We start from the raw sequence: 16,657 nt of genomic DNA on the forward strand, positions 1-16,657 counted from the left end.
CGGGACGCGGATGGCTGCTATCGATGCGACCCGCCCGCCGCGTGCTGCCCATGCCCCGAACGCCCGCGCCCAGGTCCACGATCCGCATCGGCACCGCCGGCTGGTCGATCGCCAGCGCGCACCGCGGCCTGTTCGGCGCCGGCGACAGCGCGCTCGCGCGCTACGCGACGCTGTTCGACGCGACCGAGATCAACTCCTCGTTCTATCGACCGCACCGGCGCGAGACCTATGCGCGCTGGGCGGAGACGGTCCCGGCGCACTTCCGCTACTCGGTGAAGCTGCCGCGCACGATCACCCACGAGCACGGACTGCGCGGCGCGCTGCCGCTGCTGGACGATTTCCTCGCGCAGGCGGGCGGGCTCGGCACGCGCCTGGGCTGCCTGCTGGTCCAGCTGCCGCCTTCGCTGGCCTACGACGGCCGGGTCGCGTCGGCCTTCTTCGCGGGACTGCGGCGCCGCTGGCCGGGCGGCGTGGCCTGCGAGGCCCGGCATGCGAGCTGGTTCACTGCGCGCGTCGATGCGCTGTGGCAGCGCCACCGCATCGCGCGCGTCGCGGCCGACCCGGCACCGCTGCCGCAGGCGGCCGAACCCGGCGGCCACGCGGGACTCGGCTACTGGCGCTGGCACGGGTCGCCGCGGATCTACTACAGCGCATACGACGCCGACGCGCGCGCGGACCTGGCAGCGCGGGTGCGCACACACGTGGCGCCACGCGGCGAGGCCTGGGTCATCTTCGACAACACCGCGCACGGCCACGCGACTCCGGACGCAGCCGCGTTCCAGGCGCTGCTGCGCGGCTGAGCACACGGCCCGTCAGGCCGCGGGTTTTTTCACCACCACCCAGGTCGGCGCATGGTCGCTGGCCTTCTCCTGCAGCCGGACCCAGCGGTCGACGCCGGCCTCCTTCAGGCCCTTCGCCAGCACCGGATTGAGCAGCAGGTGGTCGATGCGCAGGCCACGGTCGCGCTCGGCATGCTGGCGGAAGTAGTCCCAGAAGGTGTACGGCCGCTCCTCGCCGAAAACCTCCAGCAACGCGTCGGTCCAGCCCTGCGCCAGGAGCTCCTCGTAGCGCTCGCGCACCTCGGGCTGGAACAGCGCGTCCCTGCGCCAGGACTTCGGATCGTAGACGTCGCTGTCGTGGGGGATCACGTTGAAGTCGCCGAGCAGCGCCACCGGATGCGGCAGGTCGACGAGGCTCTTCGCATGCCGCTGCAACCGGCGCATCCAGGCCAGCTTGTAGTCGTACTTCGGGCCGGGGAACGGATTGCCGTTGGGCAGGTAGATCGCGCCGACGACGATGCCGTGGATCGCGGCCTCGAGGTAGCGGCTCTGGATGTCCTTCGGATCACCCGGCAGGCCGCGCCGGCTTTCCACCGGCACGGTGTCGCGTCCGAGCAGGGCCACGCCGTTCCAGGAGCACTGTCCGTGCCAGAGCGCCCCGTACCCGGCGGCCTCGAGCTCGTCGACCGGAAACGCCTCGTCGACCGCCTTCAGCTCCTGCAGCGCGACGATGTCGGGAGCTTCCTTGTCCAGCCACGCCAGCAGGTGCGGCAGGCGCGTGCCGATGCCGTTGACGTTGAAGGTCGCGAGTTTCAGCGTCCTGCTGCGCGCCACCGGCGTCTCCACGCGATGCGGGGCGCATGACCGTAGCGCCGCCGCGATGGCGGGTCCGTGAAGTGGCGGTGCCGGCGGTCGGAGCGGCGTGCGCGGATGCTGGCGTGGATGCCGTCGACTGCCTCGATGACCGGTTCACGCCGATGCCATCCCGCGTGCGTCAGCATCACTGCCCCACCCCACGTGGAGTGACCGATGGCCGCGATGCCCGACCCGCGCGAAGTCCCGGGACAAGCGCCCCACCCCGCCCGTGATCCGGTCCCCGACCAGCCGATCGATCCGGTCCCGGACCAGCCGATCGACCCCGTGCCCGACCAGCCGACCGATCCCGTGCCGGACCGTCCGATCGACCCGGAACCGGCGCAGCCGGCCGATCCGCTCGCGCCGCCGCGTGACCGCGGCACGCCCGTCCGGGAGCCGCCGCGCGCCGGCTAGAACCCGTAGCGCAGGAAGCCACCGTCGACGGCGATGCACTCGCCGGTGACGTAGCCTGCGGCCGGCAGGCACAGGAAGGCGACCGCGGCCGCCACTTCCTCGGGCTCGCCGATGCGTCCCATCGGGGTACGCAGCAGCACGTCGTCCAGATAGTCGGGATCGGCCAGCGACGGCGAGGTGCGTCGGGTGCGGATGTACCAGGGCGCCACGCTGTTCACGCGGATGCCGTCCTCGGCCCACTCACAGGCGAGGTTGCGGGTCATCTGCTGCAGCGCGGCCTTGCTCATGCCGTAGGGTGCGCCGGTGCGGACATGGGTGGTCCCGGAGACGCTGCCGACGTTGACGATGCAGCTGGCCGCATGCTGCGCGAGCAGCGGGTGGGCGTAGCGGCTGAGCTCGAAGGCGCTGAACAGGTTGACCTCGAAGATCTCGCGCCACTCGTTCTCGGTGTAGTCGACCGAGGCCTTGCTCAGGTTGCCGCCGGCGTTGTTGACCAGGATGTGCAGGCCTTCGCCCTGGTCCTCCACCCAGTCGAGCAGCTCGCGCCGCTGCTCGTCGTCGGCGACGTCGGCGATCAGGGCGCGCAGTTCGCCGTCGGGGTGCTGTTCGAGCAGCTCCTCGCGCGCGGCCTCCAGCGCGTCGCCGTCGCGCGCGGCGATCAGCACGCGCGCGCCGAAGCCCAGCAGCTCCGAGGCGATGGCGCGTCCGATGCCGGCGCTGCCGCCGGTCACCAGCGCCAGCTGTCCGTCCAGGCGCCAGCGCGGGCGGTGGTCGACGCCGCTCACGGCATGCAGAAGCAGTGCGCGACGGCCTTCACCGGATGGCCGCCACGGGCCAGCGCCTGTTCGATGAAGCGCAGGTCGCCGGAAATTCCCGGCAACGCCTGCAACAGCAGGCCATTGGCGATGCCGCTGCGTGCCAGCAGCGCCGCGCCGGTACGCGACTCGGCCATGCCCGCGACGAAGCTCTCGAACGGCGTCAGCGGCTTCTCGATGTACTTCACGCCCCACGTCTCCGCCTCGCCCAGCTCCGCGCGCGTGGCGGCGTTGGCCAGCGCGTCGCGCAGGCCGCCGAACTCGTCGACAAGGCCGCGCTCTTTCGCCTGCGCGCCGCTCCAGACGCGGCCGCGGGCCACGGCATCGATCTCGCCGACGCTGCGTCCGCGCGCCGTGGCCACCTTGCCGGTGAAGTCGCGGTAGCCCTTTTCGATCACGCTCTGGATCACCGCGCCCACCTCGGGCTGCAGCGGACGCGTGGGGTCGAAGGCGCCGGCGAAGGACGTGGTGCCGACGCCGTCGGTGCGCACGCCGATCTTCTCCAGCGTGCGCGGGATGGTCGGGAACATGCCGAAGATGCCGATCGAGCCGGTAATGGTCGACGGGTCGGCGTAGATCGCGTCGGCGTCCATGCTGATCCAGTAGCCGCCCGACGCGGCCAGGTCGCCCATCGAGGCCACGACCGGCTTGCCGGCCGCCTTCAGCGCGACGATCTCGCGGCGGATCTGCTCGGAGGCGAAGACCTCGCCACCCGGCGAATCCACCCGCAGCACCACCGCCTTGACCTCGTCGTCCTCGCGCGCCGCGCGCAGCAGGGCCGAGGTGGATTCGCCGCCGACGCTGCCGGGGTTCTGCTTGCCGCCCATGATCTGGCCTTCGGCCACGACCACCGCGACCTGCGGCCGGGTGTCGGCGGCGGGCATCGGGCTGGTGACGTGCTTGAGATAGGCGTCGTAGGCCATCTCGCGCACGCCGCTGTCGCTGTCCTCGTCGGCTTCGCCGCGCTCGGCCAGCAGCAGTTGCACCTCTTCGAGCGTCTTCAGCCCGTCGACCAGCTTCTGGTCGAGCGCAAGCTGCGCCAGGTCGCCGCCTGCGGCCTGGACGCCGGCAGGCAGGCCTTCGACGGCCGCCGACAGCACGCCGGCGTCGAGCCCGCGCGCTTTCGCGACGTCGCCGAGGAAGCGCTGCCAGATGTCGTTCATCCAGTACAGGTCGGCTTCCTTGGCCTCGGGCGAGGCCTGGTCGAGCACATAGGGTTCGGCCGCGGACTTGTACTCGCCGACCTTGAACAGGTGGACGTCGACGCCGAGCTTGTCCTGCAGGCCTTCGCGGTAGTACTGGCGGTAGCGGCCAATGCCCTCGAGCACCATGCCGCCATAGGGATCCATGTAGACCTCGTCGGCCTGCGCGGCGAGCAGGTACTGCGCCTGGCCGAAGTAGTCGCCATAGGCGATCACTTCCTTGCCGGCCTCGCGCAGGCTGCCGATGGCGTCCGCCAGCTCGCGCATCGAGGCGTAGCCGGAGAAGGCCATGCGGTCGGTGCGCAGCAGCACGCGTTCGATGCGCGTGTCGGCGGCGGCCTTCTCGATCACGCGCAGCAGGTCGCGCAGGCGGACTTCGGGCGTGTCCTGCCCGCTGAGCTTGCCGAAGGCGCGGCTGACCGGGTCGACGCTGAACTGCTCCACCAGCGCGCCTTCCGGCGCGATCACCAGCGTGGTGCGCTCGAGCAGCGGCTTGGCGCGCTCGGCGCTGAAGATCGCCACCAGCACGACCACCAGCAGCAGCAGGAACAGCAGGTTGAACACCAGCCGGCGGGTGAAGTTGAGGGCATCCCACGCGCCCACGGCGACGCGGGCGATGGGACCGCGGCGACGCGGGGCGTTGCGGGGCGATTCGGACATGGGGCAACCGGGGCAGGAACTGCGATGCAGCCAGTATCGCCGCTGGCGCGGAGCGGCGTCACCCGCCTTTGGTCACTGCGCCGTCCGGGGCAGGTGGCCGGTGGTGCGCACCAGGCGTCCGGCCATCAGCACGGCCGCCACCACCAGGCCGGCGATCAGCCCGATCCACATCCCGCGCGGCCCCATGCCCAGGGCCAGGCCCAGCCAGGCGCCGGTGGCCATGCCCACCGCCCAGTAGGCGAACGCGGCCAGCAGCATCGGCACGCGCGTGTCCTTGAGCCCGCGCAGCGCGCCGGCCGACAGCACCTGCACGCCATCGGGGAACTGGAACGCGGCGGCGTACAGCAGCAGCGACGCGGCCAGCGTCGCGACCGTGGCGTCGGTGGTGTAGATCGCGGCGATCGCGTCGTGGCCCAGCACCAGCACCAGCGCCGACGTCGCCTGGGTTCCGAGCACCAGCACCAGGCCCGCGAGCGTGGCCCGGCGCACGCCGTCGCGGCCGCCGCCCGCACCGAGCGCGTGGCCGACCCGCACCGTGGTGGCCTCGGCCAGGCCGAACGGGATCATGAAGCAGAGGCTGGCGACGTTGATCGCGATCTGGTGCGCGGCGGCCTCCAACTGCCCCAGGCGCCCGATCAGCAGCGCGGTGACGACGAACAGCCCGCCCTCCATCGCCACCGTCACGCCGATCGGCAGGCCGGTGCGCAGCAGGTCGCGGATCGGCGGCCAGCGCGGGGGATCGAAGCGCGCGAACAGGCCCAGCGGCGCGAACCGCCTCGAGCAGGCCAGGTAGGTCGCGAAGCCCAGCGCCTGCGCCCACATCATCAGCGCCGAGGCGAGGCCAAGCCCGCCGGCGCCCATCTCCGGCAGCCCGAAGCGGCCGAAGGCGAAGGCCCAGCCCAGCGGTGCCAGCAGCAGCAGCCCGCCGAAGCCGAACAGCATGGTCGGCAGCGTCCAGTGCAGGCCGTCGCTGAGGTAGCGCATGGCGTAGTACAGCGTCAGCGCCGGCACGCCCCAGCGGATCCCGTGCAGGAAGGCCTGCGCGCCCGGGCGGATGTCCCCGGCGATGCCCATCGGCGCCAGCGCCGCGGTGGCCACGGTGAGCAGGGCGAACAGCAGCAGGCCGAGCCCCAGGGCCAGCCACAGCGACTGGCGGAACAGCGGCGCGATCTCGTCGCGGCGACCGGAGCCGTCAAGCTGCGACACCGATGGCGGCAGTGACATCAGGGTGCCCATCGGAATCATCATCGGCAGCCAGAACATCGCCGTGCCCACCGACACCGCGGCCAGGGTCGCGGTGCCGTGGCGCCCGGCGATGACGCTGTCGACCAGCCCGATCAGGCCGGTGGCGACATGGCCCAGCACCAGCGGACCGGCCAGGACCGCGGTGGCGCGCACTTCACCCGGGAAGCGCGCAGACGTTGCCGGCCGGGACATGCGGCGGCCGTCAGCGTCCGCTGCCGCCGGGCGGCGGCGCCACCCGGTTGCGCAGCCAGCGGCCGCGCTGCGCGGCCGGCGTGGCCAGGAGCTCGACGCGCAGCTCGGCGCGCGACTGCGGCGGCGTGCGCGCGGCCAGCACCGCCAGATCGTCTCGCCCCTGCGGATCGAGCCCGCGCAGGACCTCGAGCATGGCGGCGCGGGCGTCCGTGGGCACCTGCGCGACCAGCGCATGCAGGCGCGGGTAGTCCGGGCCGAGGTCGGGACCGAGCAGCCAGCCATGGCGGTCGCTGGCGTCCAGCGCGTCGAAGCGCGCGCGCAGCGCGGCCTGCTCCGCGGGCGGGCGCGCCGCGAAGCGCGCGGCGGCTGCGCGCATCGCCGCGCGCTCAGGCGCGGCAAGGTCGCGCCAGGCCAGCCAGCGCTCGCGGCGCTCGCCGCGCTCGGCGTGCGGCAGGGCGTCCCAGAGGTCGCGCTGCCGGGACAGCTGGCCGCGCGCGGTGGGGGCAAGGCCCGCGAGGCGCTGGTCGGCCGGGCGCAGGGCGGCGGCGTCGATGCGCGCTGCGTCCGCGGGCGACGGGACGGGCGCCACGGGCACAGCGGCATCGGCTGGCCTGTCAGCGCCTGCTGGCGTGTCAGCGCCTTCGGTCGCGCCGCCGGCGGCCTCCGCTTCGCCCAGCAACCAGGCGTGGAAGGCGGGATCGGCGGCCGCCGGGTCCGCGTTCCCCGCGTCCAACAGCAGGGCCAGGTCGGGGTGGAGCGCGAGCGCGTCGTCTTCGCCGTAGCGGCCGGCCGGCGCCTCGGCCGCGGGCAGGGCTTCGCTCAGGATGTGGCCCGGTGCGGCGTCCAGGCCGTCGGGGAGCCGGTCCATCCGGAATGTCAGGCCCAGCGCCAGCAGGGTCAGCAGGGCCACCAGGGCCAGCGCGACGCGCAGGCCACGGCCCAGCGGGCGGCGGCCGCCCGCGGACGTCGGCGTCGCATCGTCGTCATCGGCGGTCGGGGCATGAGCGGCCACGGGCTCGGGCGGCAGGTTGCGCACCAGCTCCTGGGCGGAGCGGCCCAGCGCCTCCCAGGCCTCGACGTCGGCGCTGCCGTCCTCCCGATGGGGCAGCGCGCGCTGCAGGCCGAGCCGATAGGTCGGACGCGAGATCCCGAGCACGGTCGAGGCGTCGGATTCGGCCAGTCCCGCCACCAGGCGCAGCAGCAGCGCCGCACGCGGCCCATGGCCGATGCCCGACAGCCAGGCGAGGCCCGCCTCCCAGCGGGGCGCCGTGGGCGGCGTGCGCAGCGCGGGGGCGGCCAGCAGCAGGGCCCAGAAGTGGCGCGACCAGTCGCCGAAGGCGATCCGGCCGGCCTCGCGCCGGAAGCGCTCCAGCGCCCAGGCCAAAGCCTGCCCACCGGTCTCGCGGGAGCCGGCCAGCAGCCAGGCGAAGACCAGCCCGCGACGCTCCACGCCGCGCAGGAAGGCGGCGAGCGCAGTGGAGGCGGGAGCGCCTGTGGGATCAGCGGGAGATCGGGGCGTCATGGAAGGGCGGGCACAGGCACGGCGCCATCATAGCGGCCGCCGGCGCCCGCGCCGGGGCTTGACGGCGCGCACAGTTCACGCTCCAGCGCGGTCCGAAGCACGATCCACCGCTTGGAAGGTTGTTCACAGCGGTCATGGAATCGTCATCGATCCGCGGGCTGGCGGTACGTGGAGCAATGCTTCACGCATGTTTCACGAGCAAGTGCTTGAAAACACTGGGGATGCGCGGTTTGATCATTTTTTAGCCAAAGCAGCGCGGAGGCCGCTTTCACGCGACTTCCGGCCCCCCTTCCCACGACCATGCACAGACTTATCCACAGAACGTGTGGATAAGCCAAATCCCCTTTCCGGTCCGGGACTTGCAGACGAATCGTAGTTTGCAAGACAGCTATGGCCTGCAACCGCCCCAAGCGTGCTCCGGGCGACTCGCTAGACTCTCGCGATGCCCGCCACCGTCCTTCGAATCGCCCTTCCCCTGCCGCTGCCGAGGCTGTTCGATTACCTCGCGCCGGGCGGCGGCGGGGCCGGACCCGGCGACGTCGGGCGCAGGGTCCGCGTGCCCTTCGGTCCGCGGGAGCTCGTGGGCGTGGTCGCCGCCACGGGGCCGGCCGACGGCGCGGGCTCCGCCCTGCGCGAAGCCCTGGACTGGCTGGACCCCGCGCCCCTGCTCCATGGCGAGCTGCTGGCCACCGCGCAGTGGCTCGCCCGCTACCTGCACGCGCCGCTGGGCGAGGTGCTCGCCACCGCGCTGCCGGCGCCGCTGCGCCGCGGCGAGCCGCTGCCCGACACAGCGCGGCGTGGCTGGAGCCTGACCGCGGCCGGCGTGGAGGCGAGCGCCGGCCTGCGCAGCGGCGGCCGGCCACGCCGGCTGGCCGAGGCGCTGGGCGCCGGCGCGGTGGCCGAAGACGTCCTCGACGACCGGGTCGAGGGCTGGCGCACTGCGGCCCGCAGCCTCGAGGAGCGTGGGCTGGTGCAGCGGGTGGTGCTGGACGGCCCGGCCGCGGCCACCGGCATCGGACCGGGACACGCGCCCAACGCCGAGCAGGCGGCCGCCCTGGACGCGCTGCGTGCCGCCGAGGGCTTTGCGCCGGTGCTGCTCGAAGGCGTCACCGGCAGCGGCAAGACCGAGGTCTACCTCGAAGCCATCGCCGAGCGCTGCCTGGCCCACGGCCGGCAGGCCCTGGTGCTGGTGCCCGAGATCGGGCTCACCCCGCAGATGCTGGCGCGCTTCCGCGCGCGGCTGGGGGTGCCGGTGCATGCGCTGCACTCGGGCCTGTCCGATGGCGAACGCGCGCGCACCTGGGCGGCCGCGTGGCGCGGCGAGGCGCAGGTGGTGGTCGGCACGCGCTCGGCGGTGTTCGCCCCGCTGCCGAACGCCGGCCTGCTGGTCGTCGACGAAGAGCACGACGGCAGCTACAAGCAGCAGGACGGGATCCGCTACCACGCCCGCGACGTCGCCCTGGTGCGCGGCCGCGCGCTGGACGTGCCGGTGCTGCTGGGCAGCGCGACGCCCTCGCTGGAGACCCTGCACAACGCGCGCGCCGGCCGCTACGCGCACCTGCGCCTGCGCAGCCGCGCGGGCGAGGCCAGGCCGCCGCGCGTACGCGTGCACGACGTGCGCAAGCGGCCGCTGCAGGCGGGGCTGTCCGAAGAGCTGCTGGCCGCCGTGCGCGGCGCGCTGGACGGCGGTGGCCAGGTGCTGGTGTTCAAGAACCGACGTGGCTACGCGCCGGTGCTGCTGTGCCACGACTGCGGCTGGAGCGCGGCCTGCGCGCGCTGCAGCACGCCCGACCATCCGGTGCCGATGACGGTGCACGGGGGCGGCCGCCGCCTGCAGTGCCACCACTGCGGATCGCGGCGTCCGGTGCCGATGGCCTGCCCGGACTGCGCGAGCCTGGCGCTGCAGCCGCAGGGCGTGGGCACCGAGCGCATCGAGGAGCTGCTGGCGGCGCGCTTCGGCGACGTGCCGGTGCTGCGCATCGACAGCGCCAGCACGCGCCGCCGGGATGGCCTCGCGCGCGAGCTGGCCAAGCTGGAGGACGGGCCCGGGATCCTCGTCGGCACCCAGATGCTGGCCAAGGGACACGACCTGCCGAAGCTGGTGCTGGTCTGCGTGGTCGGGATCGACGAGGGCCTGTTCTCGGCCGACTTCCGCGCGAGCGAGAAGCTCGCCCAGCTGCTGGTGCAGGTCTCGGGGCGCGCCGGCCGCGCCGAACGCGCGGGCGAGGTCCTGCTGCAGACCCACCATCCGGAGCATCCCCTGCTCGAGGTCCTGGTCACGGGCGGCTACCGCGCGTTTGCCGACGCCGAGCTCGGCCAGCGCGAGGCCGCGGGCTTCCCGCCGTTCGCGCACATGGCGCTGGTGCGCGCCGAGGCCCAGCAGGCCGGCCAGCCGGAAGCCTTCCTCCAGGCCGCGGCCACGGCCTTCAACGCCGCCCGCGAGGCGCTGCCCGGGGAGCCGGCGCGCGCACTGCTGGTGGCCGGCCCGGTGCCCGCGCCGATGCCCCGCCGCGCCGGCATGCACCGCGCGCAGCTGCTGCTGGTGTCGCCCGGACGGCCCGCGCTGCACGCGGTGCTCGGCGCGGTGGTGCCGGGGCTGTACGCACTGCCGGAAGCCAGGCGCGTGCGCTGGTCGCTGGATGTGGATCCGGTGGATCTTTACTGAGGCGGGGTCGCCGGACGTCGCGCAGGTCCGCCGCGCCACCACCTGTAGGAGCGGCTAAAGCCGCGATCAAGGTGTGAGAAGAGGCGGGCACCATGCCAGCCACCGACGCAAGCAATCGCGGCTGTAGCCGCTCCTACAGGGTGGGATCGGCGGGCTTGGCGGGGGTGCGCTTGGCCGTCCTGGTCGTGCGTGTCGTGCGGCCGGGGTTGGCCTGGCCTGTGGCCGGCTTGCCAGCGGTGGCCTTCGCCTGGGCGGCGGGCGACGCCTTGGCGTCCGGTGCCGGTTTCGCCACGGCCGGGGCAGGTTCGGCGGCCGGCGGCCTGCGTCCCCGGCCCCTGCGGCTGCGCACCTCGATCACCTGCCCCTGCCGCCGGACCTCGAACAGTCCGATGGCCTCGATCAGGTCGCTCAGCTTGCGGTAGCCGTGGTTGCGCGAGTCGAACGAGCCCTGGTTGCCGATGTGGCTGCCGACGGCACCGAGCTTCGACCAGCCGTCCTCGCCCTGCGTCGCGTCGATGGCGCCGCGCAGCAGGCGCACCAGGTCGGCATCGTGCTGCAGCTGCGCCGGCGACGGTGCGTCGGCGGGCGCGGCATCGTCGTCGCCATCCGGCTGGCCCAGCTTCTCCAGGTACAGGAAGGTCGAGCAGGCACGCACGAACGGCTCCGGAGTCTTCTCCTGGCCGAACCCGTAGACCGCGACGCCGTCGTTGCGCAGGCGCATCACCAGGGGCGTGAAGTCCGCGTCCGAGGACACGATCGCGAAGCCGTCCAGATTGCGCGCGTACAGCAGGTCCATGGCGTCGATCACCATCGCCATGTCGGACGCGTTCTTGCCGCTGGTGTAGGCGAACTGCTGGATCGGCCGGATGGCCCAGGTGTGCAGGCACTTCTCCCAGCCCACCAGGTGCTGGCTCTTCCAGTTGCCGTAGGCGCGGCGCACGTTGGCCACGCCGTGGCGCGCGATCTCGGCGAGGATCACCTCGATTTTCGAGGCCGGCGCGTTGTCGGCGTCGATCAGCAGCGCGATGCGCTTTTCCTGCGTGGGCATGCGCGAAGTCCCGTGGCGCCCGACCGGCGCGGTCGGCGCACAATAGCGCAGGCGACCACACGCCGGGCCCGCGGACCCTCGGATACGATGGCGCCGCGGCCGCCACCGCGGCCCATCGCCCGAAGGAAGCACCCGCATGATCGAGATCTCCACCGCCAACGTGCTCGTCGCGCTGGGCGTGACCACGGCCGCCGGCCTGGCCACGGGCGTCGGCGGCCTGCTGGTGTTCGCGCAGAAGACGCCCAGCGCGCGCCTGCTCGCCTTCGGCCTGGCGTTCGCGGGTGGCGCGATGGTCTACGTCTCGCTGTCGGAGATCCTCAACAAGTCGATCCTGTCCTTCACCCAGGGCTATGGCGAACGCCTCGGTTTCAGCCTGGGCACCGCGGCCTTCCTGGCCGGCGTCGGGCTGATCATGCTGGTGGACCGGCTGGTACCGAACCCGCACGAGCGCCTCGAGGCCGACGATCCCTTCTTCCGCGAGCACAACGCCGCCTACATCCGGCGCGTGGGCCTGCTGACGGCGATGGCGATCACCATCCACAACTTCCCCGAAGGCCTGGCGACCTTCTTCGCCACGCTGGAAAACCCCGGCGTGGGCATGCCGCTGGCCTTCGCCATCGCCATCCACAACGTGCCCGAGGGCATCGCGATCGCGGTGCCGGTCTACTTCGCCACCCACAACAAGGCCTATGCCTTCGGCGCGTGCATGGTCTCGGGGCTGGCCGAACCGCTGGGCGCGATCATCGGCTATGCGCTGCTGCGGCCGTGGATGTCGGACGCGGTGTTCGGCAGCGTGTTCGGCATCATTGCCGGCGTGATGGTGTTCCTGGCGCTGGACGAACTGCTGCCCGCGGCCAAGCGCTACGCGAAGGGCCACGAGACGGTCTACGGGCTCGTCAGCGGCATGGGCGTGCTGGCGATCAGCCTGGTGCTGTTCAAGTGGTGAGGCGGCGCGCCGGAGTCCTGCGTCCGGCGCAATGAAAAACGGCCCGGTTTCCCGGGCCGCCTGCCGTCACGCGGGTAGCCGCGATCAGGCCGCGAACAGGGCCTTCATCTTCTTCAGCGCATTGGCCTCGACCTGGCGGATGCGCTCGGCGGAGACGCCGTACTCGTCGGCCAGCTCCTGCAGGGTGACCTTGCTGTCCGGGTCGAGCCAGCGGCGCTGGACGATGTCGCGCGAGCGCGCATCGAGCGTCGCCAGGCCCTCGCGCAGGAGCTCGAGCTGGCTGGATTCGCTGTCGGCGCGTTCGTAGGCCTGCGACGGATCTTCCTCCTGCGTCATCAGGTACGCCGCCGGCGCCGGCGGCGCGCGCTCGTCGTCCTCGTCGGCGGACATGTCGAAGCCGATGTCGCGGCCGGACAGGCGCGACTCCATCTCCAGCACCTCGCGCTCGGAGACGTTGAGGTCCTTGGCCACCGCGCTGACCTCGGCGGCGTTGAGCCAGCCCAGGCGCTTCTTGCTCTTGCGCAGGTTGAAGAACAGCTTGCGCTGGGCCTTCGTGGTCGCGACCTTGACGATGCGCCAGTTCTTGATGATGTACTCGTGCATCTCGGCGCGGATCCAGTGCACCGCGAACGAGACCAGGCGCACGCCGACATCCGGGTCGAAGCGCTTCACGGCCTTCATCAGGCCGATGTTGCCTTCCTGGATCAGGTCGCCCAGCGGCAGGCCGTAGCCGTTGTAGCCGCGGGCCACGTGGACCACGAAGCGCAGGTGCGACATCACCAGTTCGCGCGCGGCGTCCAGGTCCTCTTCCTCGTGGAAACGACGGGCCAGGGCCTGTTCGTCTTCCACCGAGAGCACGGGGATCTGGTGCACGGCGCCGATGTAGGCATCCAGCGAGCCGATCGCGCTGGGCACCGGGAGATTGTTGGCGACGAGGGGATAGCTGGCAGTGGTTGCAGTCATGGGCATGATTTTAGCAGTGGACCCGTGAGACTGCCGGACACGCGGGAAGTTCCTTCATGTTCCATTTATGCAGTCAATGTCCTTTTATCTCGTGCATTGTTCTGACAGCAAGAGTGTCACGGAAGCGGTGCCGGGACCAGTCCCATTCCCTCCAGCGCCGCCAGCGGCGGCAGCGACCAGTCGACCGGCGCGCCGCCCTGGCGCGTCAGATAGTCGTTCGCCGCGGAGAAATGCCCGCAGCCCAGGAAGCCCCGGTGTGCCGACAGCGGCGAGGGATGGGTGCTGCGCAGGACGCGGTGCCGACGCGGGTCGATGACCTGGCCCTTGGCTTGGGCATACGCACCCCAAAGCATGAACACCAGGCCCTCGCGCTCGCGGTTGAGCACCTCGACCATGTGGTCGGTGAAGCCCTCCCAGCCCTGGCGCTGGTGCGATCCGGGCCGGCCTTCCTCCACGGTGAGCACCGCGTTGAGCAGCAGCACGCCGCGCCGTGCCCACGGCAGCAGGCAGCCGTGGTCGGGCCGCGGCAGGCCGAGGTCGCGCTGGATCTCCTTGTAGATATTGTCCAGCGACGGCGGCACGCGGACGCCCGGGCGCACCGAGAAGCACAGGCCATGCGACTGGCCGGCGCCATGGTAGGGATCCTGGCCCAGCACGACCACGCGGACCTGGTCGAAGGGCGTGGCCTCGAACGCGGCCAGGATCTCGGGCCCGGGCGGGAAGATGCGCGCGCCCGCGGCACGACGCTCGCGCAGGAAGCCCGACAGCGCCTGCATGTCCTCGCGTTCGAACCAGTGGCCGATGCGGGCCTTCCAGGATGCGTCCATCCGGACCCGGTCGGGCACCGTGCTCACGCCCCGGCCCCGACCTCTTTCAGCCGCGACAGCCGCAGCTGGAACAGCGCCTTGGTCACCAGCAGCCGCTCCTCGATCGGTTTCAGCACGAGGTCGTTCGCGCCGTTGCGCAGCAGCGCGGCCTGGTTGGCGGGATTGGCGTCGCCGGTCATCACCAGCACCGGGAGCCGGCGCTTGGACCAGCCGAACCCGCCGCGTACCGCCTCCACCAGGTCGCCGCCGTCGAGTTCGCCCTTCAGGTAGACGTCGGTCAGCACCAGGTCGACGCCCGGCCCCTCGCCGGCGGCGACGCGCGCGTGCAGGAACTCGAACGCGGCCTCGACGCTGGTCACGTGCACCACCTCCATCTGCTGGGCCTTGAGCATGCGCGACGTGGCCAGCGCGACGGTGCGGCTGTCCTCGACGTACAGCACCCGCGCGCCCGGGATCGGCGCCGGCTGCACGTAGCCGCGGATGAACTCGGCCAGGGCGCGGTGGCCGTGGGACTTGTCGAAATAGTCGGTGACGTCATCGCTGAAGTGCCGGCCTTCGAGGTGCTCCTGGGCGGTGCCGGAGATCACGATCACCGGCACGTAGCGCTGGCCGGCGGCGGCGCGCACCACCTGGGCGAGCTGCTGGCCGTCGCCGTCGGGCAGCACCAGCGAGGTGGTGGCCAGGTCGATCGGCGCGGCGGCGAGCGCCGCATGCGCCTCGCCCAGCCCGGCACAGGCGACCACCTCGGCCTCAGGCAGCTGCGCCTTCAGCACGTCGACGATCAGCTTGCGCACCAGGCGCGAGCCGTCGACCACCATGATCCGTGGCGCGGCCCCCTCGAGGTGCCGGATGTCGGTCGGCCCGGCCACGCTCAGGTCTCCGTCGGCCGGGTCTGGCGCAGGAAGTGTCCGGTGACCGCCCCCGCGCCCAGCCAGCCGAGCACGGTAGCCCCGGCGATGACCGTCAGCGCCTGCCGGGGCAAGAAGCCCTGCAGCGCGAAGCTGCTGCCATAGCTGGCCGCCAGTTCGGCGAGCGGCGCGCGCAGCGCGGTGCCGGCCGCGGTCAGCAGGCCCAGCGCGAGCGCGCCGGCGGCCAGGCCGTACCACGCGCCCAGGTAGAGGAAGGGACGGCGGATGAACCCGTCGCTGGCGCCCAGCAGCTGCAGCACGCCGAGCTCGTCGCGCCGGGCCTGGATGTCCAGGCGCACGGTGTTGCCGACCACCAGCAGCGCGCCCAGCCCGAGCAGCGCCGCCAGCACCCAGGCCACGCGCCCGCCGAAGCGCAGCCAGCCGTCGAGGCGCTGGCGCCAGACCGCATCGTGCTGCACCAGCTCGGCCTCGGGCAGGGTGCGCAGCGAATCGGCGAGCATCGCCTCGTCACCGGCCGGGGTCACGACCAGCACGTGCGGCAGCGGGTTCTCGCCCAGGGTGTCGATCGCCTCGTCCAGGCCGCTGCGCTCGCGCAGCTCCTCCAGGCCCTGTGCCGGCGTGCGGTGCTCGATGGCGCCGATGTCGGCGCGCGCACCGAGTTCCGCGGCCAGCTCGGCCACGCGCGTTTCCGCGGTGTCCTGATGCAGGAACACGGTGAGCTGGCGCGAGGCCTGCACGTCGCCGGCGAAGCGTTCGACGTTGCCCAGCACCAGCCACAGGCCGAGCGGCAGGGCCAGCGCCACCGCCATCACGCCGACGGTGAGCACGGTGGACCAGGGCCGCAGCAGCAGGCGGCCGAGGCTGGCGACCACGCTGTAGGCGTGGTGGTCGAGCCAGGCGCCGGGACGGGAGCGGGTCGCCGGCTTGCTGCGTGCGATCGGCTCATTCATCGGCCAGGTCCTCCGGCGCGATGTCGTCGGCGAGCTGGCCATGGTCCAGCACCAGGACGCGCTTCTTCATCCGCTTCACGAGGCCCAGGTCGTGGCTGGCCACCAGCACGCTGGTGCCCTGCCCGGGCAGCGAGGCGAACAGGGCCATGATCTCGGCGGCGAGGGTCGGGTCGAGGTTGCCGGTCGGCTCGTCGGCCACCAGCAGGCGCGGCTCGGCGACGACGGCGCGGGCGATCCCGACGCGCTGCTGCTCGCCAGCCGACAGCTCGCCGGGCAGTGCGCTGCCGCGCGCGCCCAGGCCCAGGCGCTCGAGCACCGCGCGCACCCGGCGCGCGGCGTCGCCGCGGCGCATGCCACGCAGCACCAGCGGCAGCGCGACGTTGTCGTGGACGCTGCGGTCGGCGAGCAGGCGATGGTCCTGGAACACCACGCCGACCTCGCGACGATGCATGGCCACGCGGCCGCCGCGTACCTTGAGCAGGTTGCGTTCGCCGAACAGCACCGCGCCGCGACTGGGCCGCTCGGAGAGGTGGATGAGGCGGAGCAGCGTGCTCTTGCCGGCGCCGGAATGGCCGGTGACGAAGATCATCTCGCCGGCGTCGACGCTGAAGCTCACGTCCTGCAGCGCGACGTGCCCGCCCGGATACTGCTTGCAGACGTTGTCGAAGCGCAGGACCGGCGGCATCGCGGAGCTCGTGTCGAAGG

At 72.6% G+C, this 16,657-nt stretch carries 15 protein-coding genes; 4 read left to right on the forward strand and 11 right to left on the reverse strand.

Annotated features, from left to right (window positions below; translation table 11 throughout):
* Window positions 1-50: 50 nt before the first annotated feature.
* On the forward strand, window positions 51-800 hold the full coding sequence (locus tag JGR68_RS13015; RefSeq protein ID WP_199362448.1) for a DUF72 domain-containing protein: 750 nt from the start codon (window positions 51-53) through the stop codon (window positions 798-800).
* Window positions 801-812: 12 nt separating this feature from the next.
* On the opposite strand, the gene xth is transcribed toward JGR68_RS13015, so the two are convergent.
* Window positions 813-1,613, reverse strand: a complete 801-nt coding sequence (xth, locus tag JGR68_RS13020) for an exodeoxyribonuclease III (protein ID WP_199362449.1) — start codon at window positions 1,611-1,613, stop codon at window positions 813-815.
* A 195-nt stretch (window positions 1,614-1,808) separates the two neighbouring features.
* Between xth and JGR68_RS13025 the strand changes: the two genes are divergently transcribed.
* Complete coding sequence (locus JGR68_RS13025) at window positions 1,809-2,048, forward strand: hypothetical protein (protein WP_199362684.1); 240 nt, start codon at window positions 1,809-1,811, stop codon at window positions 2,046-2,048.
* On the opposite strand, the gene JGR68_RS13030 is transcribed toward JGR68_RS13025, so the two are convergent.
* From JGR68_RS13030 to JGR68_RS14085, 4 genes are all read right to left on the reverse strand, one after another.
* Complete coding sequence (locus tag JGR68_RS13030) at window positions 2,045-2,833, reverse strand: SDR family oxidoreductase (RefSeq protein ID WP_199362450.1); 789 nt, start codon at window positions 2,831-2,833, stop codon at window positions 2,045-2,047. The two genes, JGR68_RS13025 and JGR68_RS13030, sit on opposite strands and share 4 nt — an antisense overlap.
* Window positions 2,830-4,725 carry a signal peptide peptidase SppA gene (gene sppA, locus JGR68_RS13035; RefSeq protein ID WP_199362451.1) on the reverse strand — a complete coding sequence of 632 codons (1,896 nt, stop codon included), beginning with the start codon at window positions 4,723-4,725 and terminating at the stop codon, window positions 2,830-2,832. Before sppA ends, JGR68_RS13030 begins: the two co-directional genes overlap by 4 nt.
* A 72-nt stretch (window positions 4,726-4,797) precedes the next feature.
* On the reverse strand, window positions 4,798-6,162 hold the full coding sequence (locus JGR68_RS13040; protein ID WP_199362452.1) for an MATE family efflux transporter: 1,365 nt from the start codon (window positions 6,160-6,162) through the stop codon (window positions 4,798-4,800).
* A 10-nt stretch (window positions 6,163-6,172) separates the two neighbouring features.
* The gene (locus JGR68_RS14085) at window positions 6,173-7,684 is read right to left on the reverse strand and encodes a DUF3106 domain-containing protein (protein ID WP_234446523.1); all 1,512 of its coding nucleotides are present in this window, start codon (window positions 7,682-7,684) and stop codon (window positions 6,173-6,175) included.
* 442 nt (window positions 7,685-8,126) lie between these two features.
* Between JGR68_RS14085 and JGR68_RS13050 the strand changes: the two genes are divergently transcribed.
* On the forward strand, window positions 8,127-10,349 hold the full coding sequence (locus JGR68_RS13050; protein ID WP_199362453.1) for a primosomal protein N': 2,223 nt from the start codon (window positions 8,127-8,129) through the stop codon (window positions 10,347-10,349).
* 133 nt (window positions 10,350-10,482) lie between these two features.
* On the opposite strand, the gene JGR68_RS13055 is transcribed toward JGR68_RS13050, so the two are convergent.
* Complete coding sequence (locus JGR68_RS13055) at window positions 10,483-11,397, reverse strand: NYN domain-containing protein (RefSeq protein ID WP_199362454.1); 915 nt, start codon at window positions 11,395-11,397, stop codon at window positions 10,483-10,485.
* Between the two features lie 136 nt (window positions 11,398-11,533).
* Here JGR68_RS13055 and zupT point away from each other — a divergent pair, with 136 nt between their 5' ends.
* Window positions 11,534-12,343, forward strand: coding sequence for a zinc transporter ZupT (zupT, locus tag JGR68_RS13060; RefSeq protein ID WP_199362455.1), 810 nt, complete (start codon window positions 11,534-11,536; stop codon window positions 12,341-12,343).
* Between the two features lie 84 nt (window positions 12,344-12,427).
* Here the strand turns inward: zupT and rpoH are convergent, their stop codons facing one another.
* From rpoH to JGR68_RS13085, 5 genes are all read right to left on the reverse strand, one after another.
* Window positions 12,428-13,312 (reverse strand): RNA polymerase sigma factor RpoH, encoded by an 885-nt coding sequence (rpoH, locus tag JGR68_RS13065; protein ID WP_199362456.1) that lies wholly within the window; start codon window positions 13,310-13,312, stop codon window positions 12,428-12,430.
* Between the two features lie 110 nt (window positions 13,313-13,422).
* Entirely contained in the window at window positions 13,423-14,133 is a 711-nt protein-coding gene (gene ung / locus JGR68_RS13070; protein ID WP_199362661.1) for a uracil-DNA glycosylase, read from the reverse strand.
* 23 nt (window positions 14,134-14,156) lie between these two features.
* Window positions 14,157-14,951, reverse strand: a complete 795-nt coding sequence (locus JGR68_RS13075) for a response regulator (RefSeq protein WP_199362662.1) — start codon at window positions 14,949-14,951, stop codon at window positions 14,157-14,159.
* 53 nt (window positions 14,952-15,004) lie between these two features.
* The gene (gene ftsX / locus JGR68_RS13080) at window positions 15,005-15,952 is read right to left on the reverse strand and encodes a permease-like cell division protein FtsX (protein WP_199362457.1); all 948 of its coding nucleotides are present in this window, start codon (window positions 15,950-15,952) and stop codon (window positions 15,005-15,007) included.
* Complete coding sequence (locus JGR68_RS13085; protein WP_199362458.1) at window positions 15,945-16,637, reverse strand: ATP-binding cassette domain-containing protein; 693 nt, start codon at window positions 16,635-16,637, stop codon at window positions 15,945-15,947. Before JGR68_RS13085 ends, ftsX begins: the two co-directional genes overlap by 8 nt.
* Window positions 16,638-16,657: the final 20 nt, after the last annotated feature.

Origin of the sequence: Luteimonas sp. MC1750, from assembly GCF_016615955.1 — a bacterium.
In the GTDB taxonomy this organism is placed as follows: Bacteria; Pseudomonadota; Gammaproteobacteria; order Xanthomonadales; family Xanthomonadaceae; genus Luteimonas.